Origin of the sequence: Arthrobacter sp. zg-Y238, assembly GCF_024385525.1 — a bacterium.
In the GTDB taxonomy this organism is placed as follows: Bacteria; Actinomycetota; Actinomycetes; order Actinomycetales; family Micrococcaceae; genus Arthrobacter_B; species Arthrobacter_B jinronghuae.
Genome location: NZ_JANFLU010000001.1, coordinates 19,573 through 37,010 on the forward strand (window position 1 = coordinate 19,573; position 17,438 = coordinate 37,010).

At 67.5% G+C, this 17,438-nt stretch carries 17 protein-coding genes; 9 read left to right on the top strand and 8 right to left on the bottom strand.

Translation table 11 applies throughout. From position 1 onward, the window contains the following. The first annotated feature begins 77 nt into the window (after positions 1-77). The 3 genes from NNX38_RS00125 to acs are packed head-to-tail and all read left to right on the top strand — an operon-like array spanning position 78 to position 3,924. Positions 78-1,127, top strand: a complete 1,050-nt coding sequence (locus tag NNX38_RS00125; RefSeq protein WP_255796169.1) for an aliphatic sulfonate ABC transporter substrate-binding protein — start codon at positions 78-80, stop codon at positions 1,125-1,127. Then, the gene (locus tag NNX38_RS00130; protein ID WP_255796170.1) at positions 1,124-1,975 is read left to right on the top strand and encodes an ABC transporter permease; all 852 of its coding nucleotides are present in this window, start codon (positions 1,124-1,126) and stop codon (positions 1,973-1,975) included. The genes NNX38_RS00125 and NNX38_RS00130 overlap by 4 nt, the downstream gene beginning before the upstream one ends. After that, on the top strand, positions 1,951-3,924 hold the full coding sequence (gene acs, locus NNX38_RS00135) for an acetate--CoA ligase (protein ID WP_255796173.1): 1,974 nt from the start codon (positions 1,951-1,953) through the stop codon (positions 3,922-3,924). The genes NNX38_RS00130 and acs overlap by 25 nt, the downstream gene beginning before the upstream one ends. On the opposite strand, the gene NNX38_RS00140 is transcribed toward acs, so the two are convergent. Continuing rightward, positions 3,921-4,181, bottom strand: a complete 261-nt coding sequence (locus NNX38_RS00140) for a hypothetical protein (protein ID WP_255796174.1) — start codon at positions 4,179-4,181, stop codon at positions 3,921-3,923. The two genes, acs and NNX38_RS00140, sit on opposite strands and share 4 nt — an antisense overlap. 125 nt (positions 4,182-4,306) lie before the next feature. Between NNX38_RS00140 and NNX38_RS00145 the strand changes: the two genes are divergently transcribed. Both NNX38_RS00145 and NNX38_RS00150 read left to right on the top strand, forming a co-directional pair. After that, positions 4,307-5,644 (top strand): O-acetylhomoserine aminocarboxypropyltransferase/cysteine synthase family protein, encoded by a 1,338-nt coding sequence (locus tag NNX38_RS00145; RefSeq protein WP_255796175.1) that lies wholly within the window; start codon positions 4,307-4,309, stop codon positions 5,642-5,644. Further along, positions 5,634-6,140, top strand: coding sequence for a CoA-binding protein (locus NNX38_RS00150; protein WP_255796176.1), 507 nt, complete (start codon positions 5,634-5,636; stop codon positions 6,138-6,140). Before NNX38_RS00145 ends, NNX38_RS00150 begins: the two co-directional genes overlap by 11 nt. Positions 6,141-6,173: 33 nt before the next feature. Here NNX38_RS00150 and NNX38_RS00155 read toward each other — a convergent pair whose 3' ends face one another. The 4 genes from NNX38_RS00155 to NNX38_RS00170 form a co-directional block, all read right to left on the bottom strand. Beyond that, a complete protein-coding gene (locus tag NNX38_RS00155) occupies positions 6,174-6,962 on the bottom strand; it encodes a hypothetical protein (RefSeq protein ID WP_255796177.1) in 789 nt (262 codons plus the stop codon). Further along, positions 6,946-7,506 carry an RNA polymerase sigma factor gene (locus NNX38_RS00160; protein WP_255796178.1) on the bottom strand — a complete coding sequence of 187 codons (561 nt, stop codon included), beginning with the start codon at positions 7,504-7,506 and terminating at the stop codon, positions 6,946-6,948. The genes NNX38_RS00155 and NNX38_RS00160 overlap by 17 nt, the downstream gene beginning before the upstream one ends. A 196-nt stretch (positions 7,507-7,702) precedes the next feature. Continuing rightward, positions 7,703-8,509, bottom strand: a complete 807-nt coding sequence (locus NNX38_RS00165; protein WP_255796179.1) for a carbon-nitrogen hydrolase family protein — start codon at positions 8,507-8,509, stop codon at positions 7,703-7,705. Positions 8,510-8,637: 128 nt separating this feature from the next. Continuing rightward, positions 8,638-9,366: an alpha/beta fold hydrolase gene (locus tag NNX38_RS00170; protein ID WP_255796180.1), complete on the bottom strand. Its 729-nt coding sequence runs from the start codon at positions 9,364-9,366 to the stop codon at positions 8,638-8,640. Between the two features lie 165 nt (positions 9,367-9,531). Between NNX38_RS00170 and NNX38_RS00175 the strand changes: the two genes are divergently transcribed. Together NNX38_RS00175 and NNX38_RS00180 are read left to right on the top strand one after the other, a co-directional pair. Continuing rightward, a complete protein-coding gene (locus NNX38_RS00175; RefSeq protein WP_255796181.1) occupies positions 9,532-10,017 on the top strand; it encodes a MarR family winged helix-turn-helix transcriptional regulator in 486 nt (161 codons plus the stop codon). Positions 10,018-10,068: 51 nt separating this feature from the next. Next, positions 10,069-11,064, top strand: a complete 996-nt coding sequence (locus NNX38_RS00180) for a DUF2804 domain-containing protein (RefSeq protein ID WP_255796182.1) — start codon at positions 10,069-10,071, stop codon at positions 11,062-11,064. Positions 11,065-11,074: 10 nt separating this feature from the next. Here the strand turns inward: NNX38_RS00180 and NNX38_RS00185 are convergent, their stop codons facing one another. From NNX38_RS00185 to NNX38_RS00195, 3 genes are all read right to left on the bottom strand, one after another. Beyond that, positions 11,075-12,856 carry a hypothetical protein gene (locus NNX38_RS00185; protein WP_255796183.1) on the bottom strand — a complete coding sequence of 594 codons (1,782 nt, stop codon included), beginning with the start codon at positions 12,854-12,856 and terminating at the stop codon, positions 11,075-11,077. Beyond that, the gene (locus tag NNX38_RS00190) at positions 12,853-14,190 is read right to left on the bottom strand and encodes a 26S protease regulatory subunit (protein WP_255796184.1); all 1,338 of its coding nucleotides are present in this window, start codon (positions 14,188-14,190) and stop codon (positions 12,853-12,855) included. The genes NNX38_RS00185 and NNX38_RS00190 overlap by 4 nt, the downstream gene beginning before the upstream one ends. A 129-nt stretch (positions 14,191-14,319) precedes the next feature. Continuing rightward, positions 14,320-15,609 (bottom strand): adenylosuccinate synthase, encoded by a 1,290-nt coding sequence (locus tag NNX38_RS00195; protein WP_229951460.1) that lies wholly within the window; start codon positions 15,607-15,609, stop codon positions 14,320-14,322. Positions 15,610-15,827: 218 nt separating this feature from the next. On the opposite strand from NNX38_RS00195, the gene NNX38_RS00200 reads away from it, so the two are divergent. Further along, complete coding sequence (locus NNX38_RS00200) at positions 15,828-16,421, top strand: hypothetical protein (protein WP_255796185.1); 594 nt, start codon at positions 15,828-15,830, stop codon at positions 16,419-16,421. A gap of 517 nt (positions 16,422-16,938) precedes the next feature. Then, a complete protein-coding gene (locus tag NNX38_RS00205) occupies positions 16,939-17,409 on the top strand; it encodes an excalibur calcium-binding domain-containing protein (RefSeq protein ID WP_255796186.1) in 471 nt (156 codons plus the stop codon). Positions 17,410-17,438: the final 29 nt, after the last annotated feature.

The following is a 17,438-nucleotide window of genomic DNA, read 5'->3' on the forward strand; positions in this document are numbered from 1 at the left end:
TGTTACCCGCTTACGGCCGCAGCCGGACGCTTTCGCGTACCCGGCGCAGGCCTCGCCTCCCTAAGGAATCGATTCCCATGAACAGCCGTTCTCCACTCCAGAACCGCACCGCCCGCACGCTCGCCGCAGCCACCGCCGTCGCCGCCCTTGCCCTCACCGGGTGCGTCGCCGGAGAAGACTCCACCGGTGCGTCCGCCGTCCAAGACGCCGACGGCGGCACCCTGACCCTCGATTTCGCTACCTACAACCCGCTGAGCCTGATCATCAAGGACCAGGGCTGGCTGGAGGACTCCCTGGCCGAGGAGGGAGTCACGGTGGAATGGGTCCAGTCCGCCGGCTCCAACAAGGCCAATGAGAACCTCCGCTCCGGTGCCATCGATGTGGGTTCCACCGCGGGCTCGGCGGCTCTGCTGAACCGGGCCAACGGTTCCCCGATCAAGGCCATCGATGTGTTCTCCCAGCCGGAATGGGCCGCCCTGGTGGTCGGCGCCGACTCCGACATCACCTCGGTGGCGGATCTGGCGGGCAGGTCCGTAGCCGCAACAAAGGGTACAGACCCGTACTTCTTCCTGGTCCAGGCGTTGGAGGAGGCGGGCCTGAGCCTCTCGGATGTCACCGTGGAGCAGCTGCAGCACGCTGACGGCCGGGCTGCGCTGGACAACGGGGCCGTCGATGCATGGGCCGGGCTGGATCCGATCATGGCCGACGCCGAGCAGAACGGCGCCCGGCTGGCGTACCGCAACCTGGACTTCAATACCTACGGGCTCCTGGCCGCCAACGAATCCTTCCTGGCGGAGGACCCCGAGCAGGCGCAGGCCGTGGTCAACGCCTATGAAAAGGCCCGTGCCTGGGCCGCGGAAAACCCGGACGAAACCGCGCAGATCCTGGCCGATGTGGCCGGACTGGACCCCGCAGTCGCCAAAACGGTGATTCTGGAGCGCAGCAACCTGGACGTTGACCCGGCACCCGGCGAGGCCCAGCGCAGTGTCCTGGCGAAGATCGGCCCCACGCTGGTGGAGACCGGCGACGTGGCCAGCCAGGAGCAGGTCGACGACGCCCTGGACAGCCTTCTGGACGACTCCTATGTGCAGAACGCGGATCCGGATGCCCTCGGAGCGTCCTCATGAGCGCCCCGGCATCTTCCGCCGCTGCAACCCGGACCGGCGGGACGCCGGCCCGCGGCACCTTGAAGGCACCCGCCGGGAGAGCCGGCGGGTGGCTGGATCAGCGGCTTGCACGGCTCGGCTTAGGACTTCTCGTCCCCGTGTTGCTGCTCGCCGCCTGGCAGCTCACCTCCACTGCCGGAGTCTTCAGCGCAGTGCAGCTGCCCTCCCCCGGAGCGGTGTACAACGCCGCAGCGGATCTGGTGCAGCGCGGCCAGCTCGGCACCCATATCGCGATCTCCACCCAGCGGGTGCTCACCGGTTTCGCCATCGGCTCGGCGCTGGGGCTGGTCCTGGGCGCACTGCTCGGCCTGTCCCGGTTGGCCGATGCCCTGCTGGGCCCGGTGATCGGAGCCCTGCGGGCGGTGCCGTCCCTGGCCTGGGTGCCCCTGTTGATCCTGTGGATGAAGATCGGTGAGGACTCCAAAATCACGCTGATCACCATCGGCGCGTTTTTCCCCGTTTTCACCACGGTTGCCCTGGCCCTGCGCCATGTGGACCGGAACCTGGTGGAGGCGGCCCGGGCCTTCGGACTGCGCGGGGTGAAGCTGCTGACCACCGTCCAGCTGCCGGCCGTGGTGCCGGCGGTCTGCTCCGGCCTGCGGCTCGCGCTGGCCCAGTCCTGGCTGTTCCTGGTCGCGGCCGAACTGATTGCGTCCTCGATGGGGTTGGGGTTCCTGCTGATGGATTCGCAGAACAACGGCCGGACGGACCGGATGTTCCTGGCCATCATCACGCTCGCCGTCTTCGGCAAGGCCACCGATGCCCTGCTGGGCATCGCGGAGAAATGGGCGGTGAAGAAATGGGCCTGACCGCAGTCCCCGCCACACTGCCGGAGCCGGCCACGGAAAGCGAACGCATTGCGTTCTGGGAATCCGCTGCCCGCCGCCTCGAGTGGGAAACGCCGTGGCACACGGCCCACACCTTTGAAAAACCCCAGCGGCTCAGCGGACCGGACATCCCGGAGGCCGACGCCGAGTACACCGTTCCCGCCATCGAATGGTTCGCCGGCGGCCGGTTGAACGCGGCGGTGAACTGCGTGGACCGGCATGTGGCGGCCGGCCGCGGGAACCGGGTGGCCCTGCATTTCGAAGGCGAGCCCGGCGACCGGCGCACCCTCACCTACAACGAGCTGCTCCGCGAGGTCAGCCGTGCCGCGAACGCCCTGCAGGACCTGGGCATCGGGGCCGGCGACCGGGTGGTGATCTATCTGCCCGTGCTGGTGGAAACCATCGTGATCACCCTGGCCTGCGCCCGGATCGGTGCCGTGCACTCGCTGGTGTTCGGCGGGTTCTCCGCCGAAGCGCTGAAGTTCCGCGTCCGGGACACCGGCGCCAAGCTGCTGGTCACCACGGACGGCCAGTACCGCCGCGGCAAGGCCGTGCCGGTCAAGGCCAACGCGGATACCGCCGTCGCCGGGGCGGACACCGTTGAACACGTGCTGGTGGTCCGCCGCACGGGCTCCCCGGTCACCTGGGTGGACGGCCGTGACTTGTGGTGGCACGAAACGGTGGAGACGGCGTCGGACGTGCATACCCCCGCCGCGTTCGACGCGGAGGCGCCGCTGTTCATCATGTACACCTCCGGCACCACCGGCCGGCCGAAGGGCCTGGTCCACACCACCGGCGGCTACCTGACCCAGGCGGCGGAGAGCTACGCGTACCTCTTCAGCCATCCCGACCCCGCACAGCGGAGCGCGGACGTGCACTGGTGCACCGCCGATCTGGCCTGGGTCACCGCCCACACCTATGAGATCTACGGACCGCTCGCGAACGGTGCCACGCAGGTGATCTTCGAAGGCACCCCGGACACCCCGCATCCGGGCCGGCATCTGGAGATCATCGAACGCTACGGCGTGACCAGCTACTACACCGCCCCCACCCTGGTGCGGTCCCTGATGGGCTGGTTCCCGGACGGCATCCCGGACGTCTATGACCTCTCCTCCATCCGCCTGCTCGGCACCGTGGGGGAGGCCGTTAATCCGGAGGCCTGGCGCTGGCTCCGCCGCGAGCTCGGACGGGACCAGGTGCCGGTGCTCGATACCTGGTGGCAGTCCGAAACGGGTGCAGCCATCCTCTCCCCGCGGCCTACTGACACCGTGTTCAAGCCCGGCTGCGCGGCCCGGGCGCTGCCCGGCGTCGGCACCCGGATCGTGGACGCGGACGGCAACCGGGTGCCGCCGGACATCCAGGGCTACATAGTGGTGGACCGGCCAGGCCCGGCCATGGCCCGCACGGTCTGGGGCGACCCGCGGCGCTACCTCGACTCCTATTGGCGGCAGTACGCACAGCAGGGCTGGTTCCTGGCCGGTGACGGCGCGCGGTACGACGGCGACGGCGACACCTGGATCCTGGGCCGGGTGGACGACGTGTTGAACGTGTCCGGGCACCGGCTGTCCACCATAGAAATCGAATCGGCACTGGTCTCTCATCCCTGGGTGGTGGAAGCCGGTGTCTGCGCGGTCGCCGATCCCCGCACCGGACATGCTGTCGTCGCGTTTGTGGTGCTTGCGGCGGGCGCGGACCCGGACCGGGCCGCCGAGGACCTCCGGGCGCACGTGGGCCGGGAGATCGGACCAATCGCCCGGCCCGCCGCCGTCGTTGTTGTCCGCGACGTGCCCAAGACCCGGTCCGGGAAGATCCTCCGCCGCCTACTGGCCCAGCTGTTCGAGGGGATCCCGCTGGGCGATACCAGCAGCCTCCAGAACGAACCCTGCATCACGCAGATCTCCGCCGAACTCCGGCGCCGGCGGGAGGGCTAGTGTCTGCGCGTCAGCGTGACTCGGTCCAGCACCACGGCTCCGCCCATGGCCTGGTGGACCTGCAGGAATTCGGTGGGCGAAACCTCAAGGATGTAGCTGTCCGTCCGGGACGGCAGCAGGTCCTCGCGCCGACCCTCGATCAGGTCGAGGAACACCCCGGTGGCCTCCCGCCTGCCCATCGGTTCGGTGAAGGTCACCCGGTGCGCGGCCGAGGCCATCTTGTAGCCCGTCTCGACAACAATCACGTATTCGTCCACTCCGACCTCCTGAGTGCCCGCGGCGCACGCGCCCCTACCTGCAACCTAAGCCCACACCGGCACCAAACCACAACGGGAAGCTCCCCGATCCGCCCGGCATCACCCGAGGAAGGACCACTCTGCCCATGAGTGAACATCAGTTCGGTTTCCGCACGCGTGCCCTGCACGCCGGCGGCACCCCCGACGCCCTGCACGGCGCCCGCGCCGTCCCCATCTACCAGTCGACGTCCTTCGTCTTCAAGGACACCGCCGACGCCGCCAATCTGTTCTCCCTGCAGAAGTACGGCAATATCTACTCGCGGATCGGCAACCCAACCGTCGCCGCGTTCGAAGAGCGCATTGCCGCCCTGGAGGGAGGCATCGGAGCGGTGGCGACGGCGTCGGGCATGTCCGCCGAATTCATCACCTTCGCCGCCCTCTGCTCCGCCGGGGACCACATCGTGGCGTCCGCCCAGCTTTACGGCGGCACGCTCACGCAGCTGGACGTGACCCTGCGCCGGTTCGGGATCGACACCACGTTTGTCCCGGGCACCGATCCGGCGGACTATGCCGCGGCGGTGCGGGAGAACACCAAGGCCGTGTACGCCGAGGTCGTCGCCAATCCCAGCGGTGAAGTCACCGATATCGAGGCGTTGGCCCGGGTGGCTCACGACGCCGGTGTGCCGCTGATCCTGGACGCCACCTTGAGCACCCCGTATCTGGTCCAGCCGTTCGCGCACGGCGCGGACATCGTTATCCATTCCGCCACGAAGTTCCTGGGCGGACACGGCACCACCCTCGGCGGCGTCGTCGTCGAAAGCGGCCGGTTCGACTGGGGCAACGGAAAGTTCCCGGCCATGACCGAACCGGTACCCAGCTACGGCAGCATCTCCTGGTGGGGGAACTTCGGCGAATACGGGTTCCTGACCAAGCTGCGCTCCGAGCAGCTGCGTGACATCGGCCCCGCGCTGAGTGCAACGTCGGCGTTTGCGCTGCTGCAGGGGGTGGAGACGCTGGCCCAGCGCATGGACGAACACCTTCGCAACGCACAGGCGGTGGCCGAATGGCTCGAAGCGGATCCGCGGGTGTCCTGGGTCAGCTACGCCGGACTGCCGTCGCATCCGCATTATGGGCGGGCGCGGAAATACCTGCCCAAGGGGCCCGGCTCGGTCTTCAGCTTCGGGGTCCGGGGCGGACGGGCGGCGGGGCAGACCTTCATCGAGTCCCTGCAGCTTGCCTCCCACCTGGCCAACGTGGGTGACTCCTGCACGCTGGTGATCCATCCGGGGTCCACCACGCACCAGCAGCTGTCGCCCGACCAGCTCATCAGCGCCGGCGTTCCCGAGGACCTGATCCGCATTTCGGTGGGTCTGGAGGACCTGGATGACATTCTCTGGGACCTGGATTCCGCGCTGACGGCGGCCACCGGGGCTGCGCCCACCACCGTTCCGTCTGTTGAGGAGGAGATTGCCCATGTCCGCTGACACCACTGCCCGGCAACGCACCTGGACCGGCCCGACGGCGCCGGAGCGGCTTGCGCTGCTGCGCTCGGCCGAGTCGATCGCGATTGTCGGGGCCTCGGACAAGCCCTCGCGTGCGTCCTACTTCGTCGCCACGTATCTGCTCTCTTCCTCGCGGTACCGGGTGTATTTCGTGAACCCGACGGCGAAGGAGATCTTGGGCCGACCGGTGTATGCCTCGCTGGCGGACCTGCCCGAGGCCCCGGACATCGTGGACGTGTTCCGCCGGCACGAGGACCTGCCGGCGGTGCTGGCGGAGACGAAAGCTGCAGGGGCCGGGACCCTCTGGCTCCAGCTGGGGTCGTGGCATGAAGAGGTTGCCCGGCAGGCCGAAGCGTCAGGACTGAGCGTGGTGATGGACCGCTGCGTGAAGATCGAGCATGCCCGCTTCCACGGCGGCCTGAACCTGGCCGGCTTTAACACCGGGGTGATCTCCTCCAAGCGGCAGCTGACGGCTTAGCAGCCGGGCAGCGGGGTTTTGCGCGGCCGGGCCCTACCGGTCCCGGTGGGGCGAACCGCGGCCGGGGGAGCCGGCCCCGCCGTTGCCCCGGCCTTTGTCTTTATCCGACCCTGCGTCCGAGTCCTCGCGCGAACCCGAGCGCGAGTCCTGGCGCGAAGATTCACGGTCACCGGCCAGATTCGCTCCCGCTCCGTTGGCGGCCCGGCCGCCGGCGTTGGCACCCTCATGAAGGTCATCGCCGCGAGGCGGGTCCGGAACAATCCCGTGGCCGCCCCCGATGACCGGAAGGGGAGGGTTGCCCGGCTTCACACCCGGGGCAGGGAGGATAGCCGGAGCCGGTGCCTGCTCCGGCTCCGGCTCGGGCTCTGGGACGGGTGCGGGTACAGGGACGGCTGCCGCAGTCGGCGCGGGCTCCGCCGCCGGAACGGCGGCAGCGGGCAGCGGATCCGGAACCGCCTCCGGGGCAGCGGGCTCGGACCGTTGCAGCGTGGGCGCTTCCGGAGTGAAGGTGACTTCGGGCCTCGGATCCGCTCGAATCAGAAAGTCAGGGTTGGCCGCGACGCCGCCGGCACCGACGCCCATGGCCCCGATCAGGGCAGCGCCGAGGATGATGCCGCGGCCGCGCCGAACCCTGGGGCGAAGCGGCACGGGGTTGCCGGCGAAAAGGGCAGCCAGCTCTTCGTCGGGTTCCGGCGCAGGAACACGGGACTGCATGCGCAGGGCGAGCAGCTGTTCAACCAGTTCGGGAGACTCCTCGACGCCGGCTTCCCCCAGGAGGCCGCGGACATAGAGCTTGTCCTGCCCTTCAGGATGCTCGTTCATTGTCCGGTACCTCCTTCCGTTCGAGTTGGTTCTTGAGTACACCCAGCGCGCGGCGCTGGAGCTGCTTGACCGCACCGGCACTGCGCCCCATGATCTTCGCCGATTCTTCAATGGAAAGATCGGCCACCACGCGCAGCAGCAGGACTTCCTGTTGCTGCTGCGTGAGCCCTTCCAGCAGGTGCTCGGCTCCCGCCACGGCGCCGAGCACGCTTTCTTCCGCGGATTCGGCCTCACGGCGGTCCAGCTCCGGATCGAACACGGCCATTACCGGCTCGCGCTCGCGCCGTCGGACGTCGTCCACCATACGGGCGTGGGCAACGGAGAAAGCGAAGGTACGGGCCCCGCGGAGCCCTCCCTTAAGCGTGTCCAGTTTGGAGAACAGCGTCAGGAAGACTTCCTGCGTGAGCGCTTCGGGGTCATCGCACCCCTTGGAGCGGAGGTAGCCGAGAATGCCGGGCGCGAAGTCGTCGTAGATTTCCCGCAAAGCCGCCGGTTTTCGGGCACGCGCATCACGGAGCGTTTGCTCAGTAAGCGGTGCAGGCACGGCGGATTCACTTTCCTGGGAAGCGGGAGTGGTCCAAATGCTACCGCGTCCACTGCCGTAGACATGCGTGCAACGGCCGCACCGATGCTCGTTGGGGGGATAAGCCTCGGCGCGGCCGTTACAAACAGGTAATCGCGGACGGGTACGAAAAGGTTACGCAGCTCATGGGAAAATTTTTCGGCAGGGCCGCCCAGACCTAGTGCGCCTCCACAATCCGCGCATTTCCGGCAAAGCGGCGGTTCCTCAACACCGGCAGGAACTGCCGTACGTCGTCGATCCGCTGGCGGGTGACGTCCGCCGTCACTACGGCCTCACGCTCGTCCTCCAGCGCGGCCTGCGGCACTCCCATGGGGTCCAAAATGGCGGAGTGGCCCACGGTATGCCGGCTGGAGGTTCCCGCCGCGGCAACCCACAGTGTGTTTTCAATGGCACGCGCCTTGAGCAGGGTTTCCCAGTGGTCGATCTTGTGCTCACCCTTGAACCAGGCCGCCGGCACAGCCAGCAAATCCGCGTCGAGGTCGGCGAGCGCCCGTGCCAGTTCCGGGAAGCGCAGGTCATAGCAGGTCATGACCCCCACCCGGAGGTCCCCTACCTGCATAACCTTCACGCCGCCGTCGCCCGGTTTGATCCGGGTCGATTCGGCGTAGGAAAACGCGTCGTAGAGGTGAAGCTTGCGGTACGTGTCCACAATCCGTCCGGTCGCATCGATGAGGACCAAGGTGTTGAACGGCCGTTCCTCGCCGCTGGACTCGTAGCCGCCGGCGATCACCGCGATTTCCAGCTCGGCGGCGAGCAGGGACAGCTGGGAGACGAAGGTGGTCCAGGAGGCGTCGACGGCGGCGGCCAGCGATCCTTCCACCTTGCCGATGCTGAACATGGATTCTTCGGGGAAAATGATCAGCTCGGAGCCCTCGGCGCGGGCCTTGCCGGCCAGGGAACGCATGGTGTCCAGGTTCTCCCGGACCTCGCCGGAGGGGCTGAACTGACCGACGCTGACTAACACTTTCGACCACCTTCGTTTCGGGCTCGCTTGTCCCCAGCCTAGAGCAGGTCAGCGTTGTTCTGCAGGATCCTCCGTGAAGCGGCAGATCGGTGACTGGGCCAGTGCAGCGGCCGCACCAAGCCCGGAGGCTATCCGCCGTCCTGAGCGGTCCAGAACTCCAGGATGGTCCGGGTGACCTCATCCGGAGCCACGAGCAGCGGCGCGACGTGTCCACCGCCCGTCACAGGAACGAACCGACCGGCAGGCATGGAACGGGCCGCCCGTTCCGCCTCACCGACGTCGTTCATGGGATCATCCCGGCCGGACATCATCAGGGTTGGCACCTGCAGCCGCGGCAGGACCGGGCGAAGATCCGGACGGCGGAGCATCAGCGAGCGCATGGCCCAGTATTTTCCCTGCCTGTCGCCGCGTTGAAAGGCGGCGGCAACAACGGATGCAGCAGAAGGCGCGCTCTTGGCGGCTCCCTGCCCAACCAGCGCGTCCACCACAACTTTGCTGAGTGGCCGCGGGCCCACAATCCGGTACAGCGGGACCAGGAGTGCGGTCTTCCGGCGATCGGCCCCGGACAGCGGATAGGCCGGCGTTCCGATGGTCACCAAGGTCCTGATGCGGGCCGGAGAGGTATCTGCCAGGAGTATGCCCATGTGTCCGCCCCACGCGTTACCCACCCAATCAACCGGGGCGGCAACCTGAAGGGCGTCCATCACCTGCACCGCCGCTGCCGCGCAGTCCTGCAATGAATAGAGCCGTCGGGGGCCTGGACTGTCTCCATGCCCTGGACCGTCCACCAGGAAGAGCTCACGCCCGCGCCCGAGCTCCTGCGTGACGGAGGCAAAAGTCTCCGAATCAACGAACATGCTGTGCCAAAGGAACGTCGGTGGACCCGCGCCGATCCGGCGGATTCTGAGGGGTCCTACGGCTGTAGGGACCACGGTCGACGTTGTTTTCGTATCCATGACGCCTCCTAAGATGAACCCTTAGAATGCTTCGGATTCCGAAGCTTATGGCATAGACTCTCCACCATGTCACTGCCGCCGTCAAGAGATTCCGCTACCGAAAATTCCGCTCGGAGGCGGCTCCCCGTCGGCCAGCTCCTGGTCCGGCTCCTGGCCGAATTCCGGCGTGAGCTGCTGGAAGAGGCAGACCTGCGCGGATACGGGGATCTCCGCCCCGCCCACCTGCAGATCACCGGCAATATCGGCACGAAGGGCATCCGTCTGACGGCCCTCGCCGCAAGGGCACAGCTCAGCCTCGCCGCCACATCGGAACTGGTGAATGAGCTGCAGACTCTGGGATACCTGATGCGCGTTCCCGACCCCGCTGACGCACGGGCAAAACTGATCCTGCCAACCCCGCGGGGCCTGCAGATGCTCAGCGAAGCTTCAGACAAAGTCCGTGAATTGGAACACCTGTGGGGAACATACGCGGGAGAGCAACACTTCGAAGCAGCAATGTGGACCCTCCAGGACATTCTGGATGCAACCCGGCGGCGCGCCGGCAACCGATAGACCGAGGCGGCGGCAAGGCGCCCGCCTTGCGCTCCCCTAGACTTGGGCCGCATGGATGAAATCACCGCCCCCGTTAACCTCGGCTCAGCTGCCGGGGTGCTGAATCCGGCAGCCGTGGGCTTTGCCCGCAGCGCCCTGCACCGTCCCGTGGTTCCCTCGGGCGCCAAGGGCGGGTGGCGGACCAAGCGCTGGGAGTACTGGGGCATCCTTACCCCCGAGCTTGCCGTCGGCCTGACCATTGCCCACCTGGACTACGCCTCCACCCTGCAGCTGTACGTGTTCGAACGCGGCACGGGCAAGGAGACCAGCCTGGATCCGCTGAAGATCCTGCCCTCCTACGCGGACGTCTCCCTGCCGGATACGCTGCCGCCGCTGACAGCGTTTGGAGCCTTCGGCGGTGCCGGCCTGCGTTTCCACGACGCCGACGGCGGCACCCGCCTGCAGGCCTCGTCTTCCCGGATCTCGGCGGACCTGTTCGCTGAAGCGGACGGAGACGTCCTCGGGGTGGTGGTGCCGTGGTCAGCGAGCCGTTACCAGTACACCCTCAAGGACGTGGCCCGCCGGGTTTCCGGCACCGTCACCGTGGACGGACGGACGTATCCGGTAGGCGGAGCGGATTCCTTTGCGGTGCTGGACCGCGGCCGCGGGCGCTGGCCGTACTCGCAGCGCTGGAACTGGGGCGTGGGCTCGGGCACGGTGGACGGCACCCGGCTGGGCCTGCAGATCGGAGGGAAGTGGACCGCCGGCACGCCGGCTACGGAGAACGCCCTGATAGTGGACGGGCGGCTGCACCACTACGACGGCGAACTGGAGTTTGCGTACGATCTCGCCGATCCGGCGTCGGCCTGGCGGGTGCACGGACCGTGGATCGATGCCACCCTGACCCCCTTCCACCGCCGCACCGCGGCGACCAACGCCGTCGTGATCAGTGCCCGGACCTGGCAGGCTTTCGGCACCTGGACCGGAACCGCGCGCACCCCGGACGGCACGGAGTATTCCCTGGACGGGCTGGGCGGCTGGATCGAGGAGGCCCGCAACCGCTGGTAGCCGGGGCCGGTCAGTGGTCTTGAGGGCCCGGGACACGCCAGGTGGGGGCCGGTTCGGGCGTGAGCCCCGGGACATCCGGGATTTCCGGGGTGTCCCCGCCGCGGAGAAAGTCCGGTGCCTGCGGCAGATCGACGGAGTCCACCCAGACGGAGGGACCGGACCCGGTGAACAGCATCCCCGCTCCGAGGCCCACCAAGGCCAGGGGAACCAGCAGCACGGCGGTAACAACCACGTTCCCGGGAATCAGGACCCGGGTCCCTGCGCCTTCGGCACGGATGGCCAGGCGCTGACCCGCCTCGCGGTGCTCGTCCGGGGTGGCAAGCAGCAGGGCGGTCGTGTAGACGCCGCGGACCAGGACGAACCCGCCGGCGGCAACCGCCATCACGCCGGTCAGCGGGTTGGCGCCGAGCGGATCGGAGGGCAGCGCGAGGAAACCCAGGACAATGCCGACAACCAGGTACCAGAACGGACGGAGGCCTATCTTGATCCGCCATTCCCGGTAGTCCTCGAAACCGTCGGCTCGCCATTTCGGCACCGTTTCCCGCTCGGCTCCTTCCAGCAGATGGACGGCGGCAGCCGCCATAATGACCGCGGCCAGCAACAGGAACCCTCCGGCCGCACCGCTGCCGTCCCCCGCAGTCCACAGGGTGCCGGCGGTGGCGGCAGCGAAGGCCGCGAAGGCGGCAGCCGCTCCGCCTCCCGCACGCCGGTTCCCACGGAGGAGGTCAACAGCGTATCCGGGCGGAAAACGCCGCAGATGCAGCAGCAACTGGACGCCGGCAACAGCCAGCAGCACACCCGCCAGGACCAGGGCGAGGACGGCGCACGCTGCGGCATCCGGCGTCAGCCAGCGGGATGCAAAGCCGGCGCCGGCCAGAGCTGCCAGTGCCGCCGTTGCTCCCCCCATCCCCCGTTTGTCATCAATACGGACACCGTCCAGGCCAAGCGCGTAGCGATGTCCGTGCCGCAGCCGCTGCACAAAAGCCACCGCCCCGAACAGGACCACCAGGACCAGGGCCACGAAGGCGGTGTTTCCCTGATTGGCCAGGGACGTGGCCAGGAAACCGAACACCAGAACCTGCAGCCACGGGATAAAAGCGAGGCTGGTGAGCCGCCGGAAGAACTCACCGCGCAGAGAGTCGAGGGCTTCCCGGTCCTGCGGATTGACCGCCAGGAGCGACGACACCAGGGCGGCGGGGTCGATCCCGGCCGGGGATTCCTGGAGGGCTGCGCTGGCCAGGATCAGCTGGCGGTTTCCGGGATCGAGCGAGAGCCCCTCTTCCAGGAACCGCCGACTCAGCGCGACGGGACCGCTGACCGCTGTATTGGCATAAACGGCAACCACGTACTGCTCGGGATCGTGCGGATTCAGTTCCAATGCGCGCTGGATGTGCGCCCAGCCCTGCTTCCGGTCCGCCTCGTCGTCGGAGCCTACATAGACGGCCGCGGCAATCCGGTGCGCGACGGCGTCGTCGGGGTAGAGCGCGACGGCGGTCGCGGCCGCATCCCTGGCTTCCGCCGAACGTTCCAGCTCCTGCTGGGCAATGGCGAGCAGGAGCAGTGCCTCCCGCCCCTCCGGGTCAAGGGACAGACTTTGGCGGGCGGCCTGCTCGCCCTCCGCGTAGCGTTCCAGGCTGACGTACAGCTGGGCCAGATCCGCGTGGAGCCACGGTTCGTCCAGATGGTGGGGAGCCTGCTCCTGCAGCAGGGCCAGGGCATCGGCTTTCCGGCCGGAAGAGGCCAGCACCTCGACCCGCGCGCGGATGGCCTCCCGGTGCAGCACTGTGCTCACAGCATCTTCCGAGAGCGCAGGTAGTCGGCGAGGTCGTTGTAGCGGCCGTCCCGGTTGGCGAACCGGACAACGTTGCGGGACTGTTCCAGCCACGTCCGGGTGGACGCGTTGACCTCCGCCAGCGCATCTTCAATGTGGTCCATCCCGATGGGCCGCAGCTCTCCGTCCGCGATCGACACGGTCATGGCCTTTTCGGCAGCAGTGACGCAGATGTGCTCCAGATCGGCCCCCGAAAAGCCTTCGGTGCGGTGGACAATGGCGGGGATGTCGATGCCGGCGATCGGCCGGTTGGATAGGTGGTAGCGCAGGATGGCATCCCGGGCCTCCGGGTCCGGCGGGCTGACCAGGACCATCCGGTCCAGGCGTCCGGGGCGCAGCAATGCGTCGTCCAGGTCCCACGGGTGGTTCGTCGCAGCGAGGATGTAGAGGCCGTCGTTTTCCCCGGAGGTGGAGTCCATTTCGAGCAGCATCTGGTTGACCATCTGCCGCAGCCAGGCGGAACCGCCGGTCAGGCTGCTGCGCCGCATACCCAGCGCGTCCACCTCGTCGAGGAACAGCACGGCCGGGGACCGGCGACGGGCCTCGGTGAAGACCTCGTGCAGGTTCCGCTCCGTGCCGCCCACATAGGCATCCAGCACATCCGTCATCGTGACGTTGATGAACGAGGCGCCGAGTTCCCCGGCGACGGCCCGGGCCAGGAAGGTCTTGCCGCACCCCGGAGGTCCATACAGCAGCAGGCCACCGCGCAGCGACTTGCCGAATGCCTTGGCTATTTCCGCGTGTTTCATCGGCTGAAGGAAGGATTCGTGCAGCCGTTGCTTCACGTCACGCAGTCCGCCGACGTCGGCGAGGGTCACCGCCGGGGCCGACGGTTCCAGCGGCGGGGCCGCCGGCGTGCCCGGATCTCCGTTCCGTGTTTCGACGAAGGGCGGCGGGAGCTCCGCCCCGAGGTCAGACTCTGCCGCAGCCCAGTCGAAACCGCGGTCGCCGTCGTCGTTGTTTTCCGCTTCCGGCTCCGACTCCGGCTCCCGCTCCGGCTCCGGCTCCCGTGCTTCTCCCGGGGCGGCCGCGGGATCCGGCCCGGGGGCGGGATCCGGCCCGGGGGCGGGCGGAGTGCCCGGGTTCAGGGCAGCTGCCGTCCTGCCTAACAGTGCCAGCGCGGCAGCGTTACCCGGCTCCTGGCCAAGTGCCGCGTTGATCTGTCCGAGTGCTTCCACGGCCCGGCCCGCCTGCAGCAGCAGCTCGGCCAGGTGCAGCCGGAGCGTGGTTTCCTGCGGGTTGGCCTCGACGGCGCGCTGCAGACTGCTGACAAGTTCTTCGCTGATTCCCCCCATGGGAAAAATCCTAATTCACCCCGCAGGGGTTCCCCGCACCTGTCCTGCAGGTGTTACGCCGGGCTCCCGGGACGTTAAACGCGTCAGGGACGATGCCGTCGCCGGCACCGTCCCTGACCGCGGGAAAAGCTACTCGTTGATGAGGTCCCGCACCACGATGGTCTGGTCGCGGTCCGGGCCCACGCCGATGGCGGAGAAGCGCGTGCCGGACATCTTTTCCAGCGCCAGCACGTAGTTCCGGGCGTTGTCCGGCAGGTCCTCGAGGCTCTTGGCCCCGGTGATGTCCTCGGTCCAGCCGTCGAAGTACTCGAAGATCGGCTTGGCGTGGTGGAAGTCGGTCTGCGTCATCGGCATCTCGTCGAACCGGACGCCGTCGACGTCGTAGGCCACGCAGACCGGGATCTTCTCGATGCCGGTCAGCACGTCCAGCTTGGTCACGAAGTAGTCCGTGAAACCGTTGACGCGGGACGCGTGGCGGGCCAGGACGGCGTCGTACCAGCCGCAGCGGCGCGGACGGCCGGTGTTCACGCCGAACTCGCCGCCGGTCTTCTGCAGGTACAGGCCCATGTCATCAAACAGTTCGGTGGGGAACGGACCGGCACCGACGCGGGTGGTGTAGGCCTTGATGATGCCCACGGAGCGGGTGATCCGGGTGGGGCCGATGCCCGAGCCCACGGATGCGCCGCCCGCGGTCGGGTTGGAGGACGTGACGAACGGGTAAGTGCCGTGGTCCACGTCCAGGAAGGTGGCCTGGCCGCCCTCCATGAGGATGACCTTGCCCTCGTCCAGGGCGGAGTTCAGCTCGTAGGTGGAGTCGATGACCATGGGGCGCAGCCGGTCCGCATAGGAGAGGAAGTACTGGACCACTTCTTCGGCGTCGATGTCGCGGCGGTTGTAGACCTTCAGCAGCAGCTGGTTCTTCTGCTTCAGGGAGCCTTCGACCTTCTGGCGCAGGATGGACTCGTCAAAGATGTCCTGCACGCGGATACCGAGCCGGGCCACCTTGTCCATGTAGGCCGGGCCGATGCCGCGTCCGGTGGTGCCGATGGCACGCTTGCCCAGGAAGCGCTCGGTGACCTTGTCCATTACCTGGTGGAACGGGGCCACCAAGTGCGCGTTGGCGGAAATCCGGAGCTTGGACGTATCTGCACCGCGGGATTCGAGGCCGTCGATCTCGGCGAAGAGTGCCTCAAGGTTCACCACGCAGCCGTTGCCGATCACGGGAATGGCGTTGGGGCTGAGGATGCCTGCGGGCAGCAGCTTAAGTTCGTATTTTTCACCGCCGACGACGACGGTGTGGCCGGCATTGTTTCCGCCGTTGGGCTTGACGACGTAGTCGACGCGCCCGCCGAGCAGATCGGTGGCCTTACCTTTACCTTCGTCGCCCCACTGGGCGCCGACGATGACTATAGCTGGCATGGGATCCTCCCCCATTAGTTACGGGGCAGAGCTGCGAGGTTGCAGATCCGCTACCGTGCATGAGAACGCCCCTGAACTTGGCGCGTCCTGCCTCACGGCGTACCTCGGCGCAAGTTGCGGGGCTCTTACCTGCCAAGTTTAGCCGATCATGCTGTTCCTCACTCGAGAATGCGCTGCAGGGGCATCCATCTGCGGCGCTTCGCAGGTAGCGTGGCCGGATGGACCGATTCCGCGGTTACATTGCAGGGCTGGGAACTGCCTCCGGCACGAGGCTCGTGGTTGGGCACTGGCTCGATTCCCCGCTGGGCGCCTTCACCGATGTGATGGCTGAGGACGACGCCGGTGTACGGACGCTGCTGGCCCCGTCCGACGCGGCGGCCCGGTATATCGGTGAAACCTACAGTTTCGACCGGACCGTGGTGGCACCCGTGGACGCAGTCCTTTCCCCGGAGACGCTCCGGGTGGCCGCTGGACCGCTGCGGTTGGAGGCGGTGCTGGGGCCGGTGACCTTCCTGGGCCGGGTATTGGAACACGTGCCGGGGCCGCTGGCCGTGGCTCCGTGGTGGTTGAGGCTGGTTAATCCTGTGGCCGGACTGCTGGTCCCGGGCGTGCGGACCGCTGGATCTGCCGGTGCCGGGCGGCGCGAGTTCTACGGCGTCCGGTCCATCCGCACGCTGACAGGTGCGACAGCAGCGTGGGACGGTTCCGATCTGGGCGGGTTGCGCCCGGTCGAGCCGCCGGTGAAATTCGGATTCAGTTCCGTTCCGGCTGCCCCGCAGATTGTCGCCGTCACCACAACCATCCAGCCCTGAGCAGGTTTGCCGGGGCTCCTGCCGTCTTGTGGCGAGATACGCCGGACCAGCCCGCCGGATTCCTCCAGTTTGACTAGATAGGCCCCTGCGCTTTGTCTGGATCCCCGCGGTCTGTCCGGATCCCTGCGCTTTGTCCGGATCCCTGCGCGGGATCCCCGCGCTTTGTCCGGATCCCTGCGCGGGATCCCCGCGGTCTGTCCGGATCCCCGCGCTTTGTCGGGATCCCTGCGCCGCGCAGCGAGGGGATTGACACAAACTGCAGGGATTAGGACAAAGCGCAGGAATTTGACGGGATTCGACACCATCCGGTGCCATCCCAGCCCGTATGAGTCCGAATCAGTCCGAATCAGTCCGACGAAGCTGTTGCGTGAGAGCAACCTTTGCCCCGGCGAACTATTTCGGCTCTGCCGTACCCAATTTCCTACCCGGGGGAAGCGGTGCGATTACCCGGATACCTACGCTTTCAGAGTCATCCACCACCTGGATGCCCTCCTTTACTCAGGAAGCAGGGAATCACATGAAAAAGACGACAGCTGGCCTCACATTGACGGCCATCACCGGATTCGGGCTCCTTTCGGCAACACCGGCGCTGGCCGCGCAGCCGCCGGTACCTCCGGATCCTCAGCCCATGCCGTACGCGAACTGCACCGAGGCAGCCGCGGACGACGCTTACAACATCCCCTCCACCCATCCCCGTTACGGGGCCTGGCTGGACAATGACATGGACGGCATCGGATGTGAGGACTCCTCCCGGCCCATGCCCCAGCCGCAGGGACATATGGACAGCAACGGGACCTGGATTCCGTCTTATGTGGAACAGATGCCCGCGCAGGTAGGCAGGGTGCCCTCGGGCGGCGCCAACACCGGCATTCCGCAGGAGCCGGAGGAGTCCAACGCAGGAGTCTTGGCCCTTGGCGGCGGACTGGTGCTAGCGGCGGCAGCAGGCGGCACCTTCGTGGTTCGGCGGCGTCTCGCCGGCCAGGAATAAGCGGATTCCGGTGAGCGGATCGACATGAG

Coding starts and splice junctions, on each gene's coding strand:
- NNX38_RS00195 (WP_229951460.1), bottom strand. CDS start 15,609: ATGCCAGCTATAGTCATCGTCGGCGCCCAGTGGGGCGACGAAGGTAAA.
- NNX38_RS00155 (WP_255796177.1), bottom strand. CDS start 6,962: ATGAACGAGCATCCTGAAGGGCAGGACAAGCTCTATGTCCGCGGCCTC.
- NNX38_RS00200 (WP_255796185.1), top strand. CDS start 15,828: ATGGACCGATTCCGCGGTTACATTGCAGGGCTGGGAACTGCCTCCGGC.
- NNX38_RS00150 (WP_255796176.1), top strand. CDS start 5,634: ATGTCCGCTGACACCACTGCCCGGCAACGCACCTGGACCGGCCCGACG.
- NNX38_RS00145 (WP_255796175.1), top strand. CDS start 4,307: ATGAGTGAACATCAGTTCGGTTTCCGCACGCGTGCCCTGCACGCCGGC.
- NNX38_RS00190 (WP_255796184.1), bottom strand. CDS start 14,190: ATGGGGGGAATCAGCGAAGAACTTGTCAGCAGTCTGCAGCGCGCCGTC.
- NNX38_RS00175 (WP_255796181.1), top strand. CDS start 9,532: ATGTCACTGCCGCCGTCAAGAGATTCCGCTACCGAAAATTCCGCTCGG.
- NNX38_RS00130 (WP_255796170.1), top strand. CDS start 1,124: ATGAGCGCCCCGGCATCTTCCGCCGCTGCAACCCGGACCGGCGGGACG.
- NNX38_RS00205 (WP_255796186.1), top strand. CDS start 16,939: ATGAAAAAGACGACAGCTGGCCTCACATTGACGGCCATCACCGGATTC.
- NNX38_RS00170 (WP_255796180.1), bottom strand. CDS start 9,366: ATGTTCGTTGATTCGGAGACTTTTGCCTCCGTCACGCAGGAGCTCGGG.
- NNX38_RS00180 (WP_255796182.1), top strand. CDS start 10,069: ATGGATGAAATCACCGCCCCCGTTAACCTCGGCTCAGCTGCCGGGGTG.
- acs (WP_255796173.1), top strand. CDS start 1,951: ATGGGCGGTGAAGAAATGGGCCTGACCGCAGTCCCCGCCACACTGCCG.
- NNX38_RS00125 (WP_255796169.1), top strand. CDS start 78: ATGAACAGCCGTTCTCCACTCCAGAACCGCACCGCCCGCACGCTCGCC.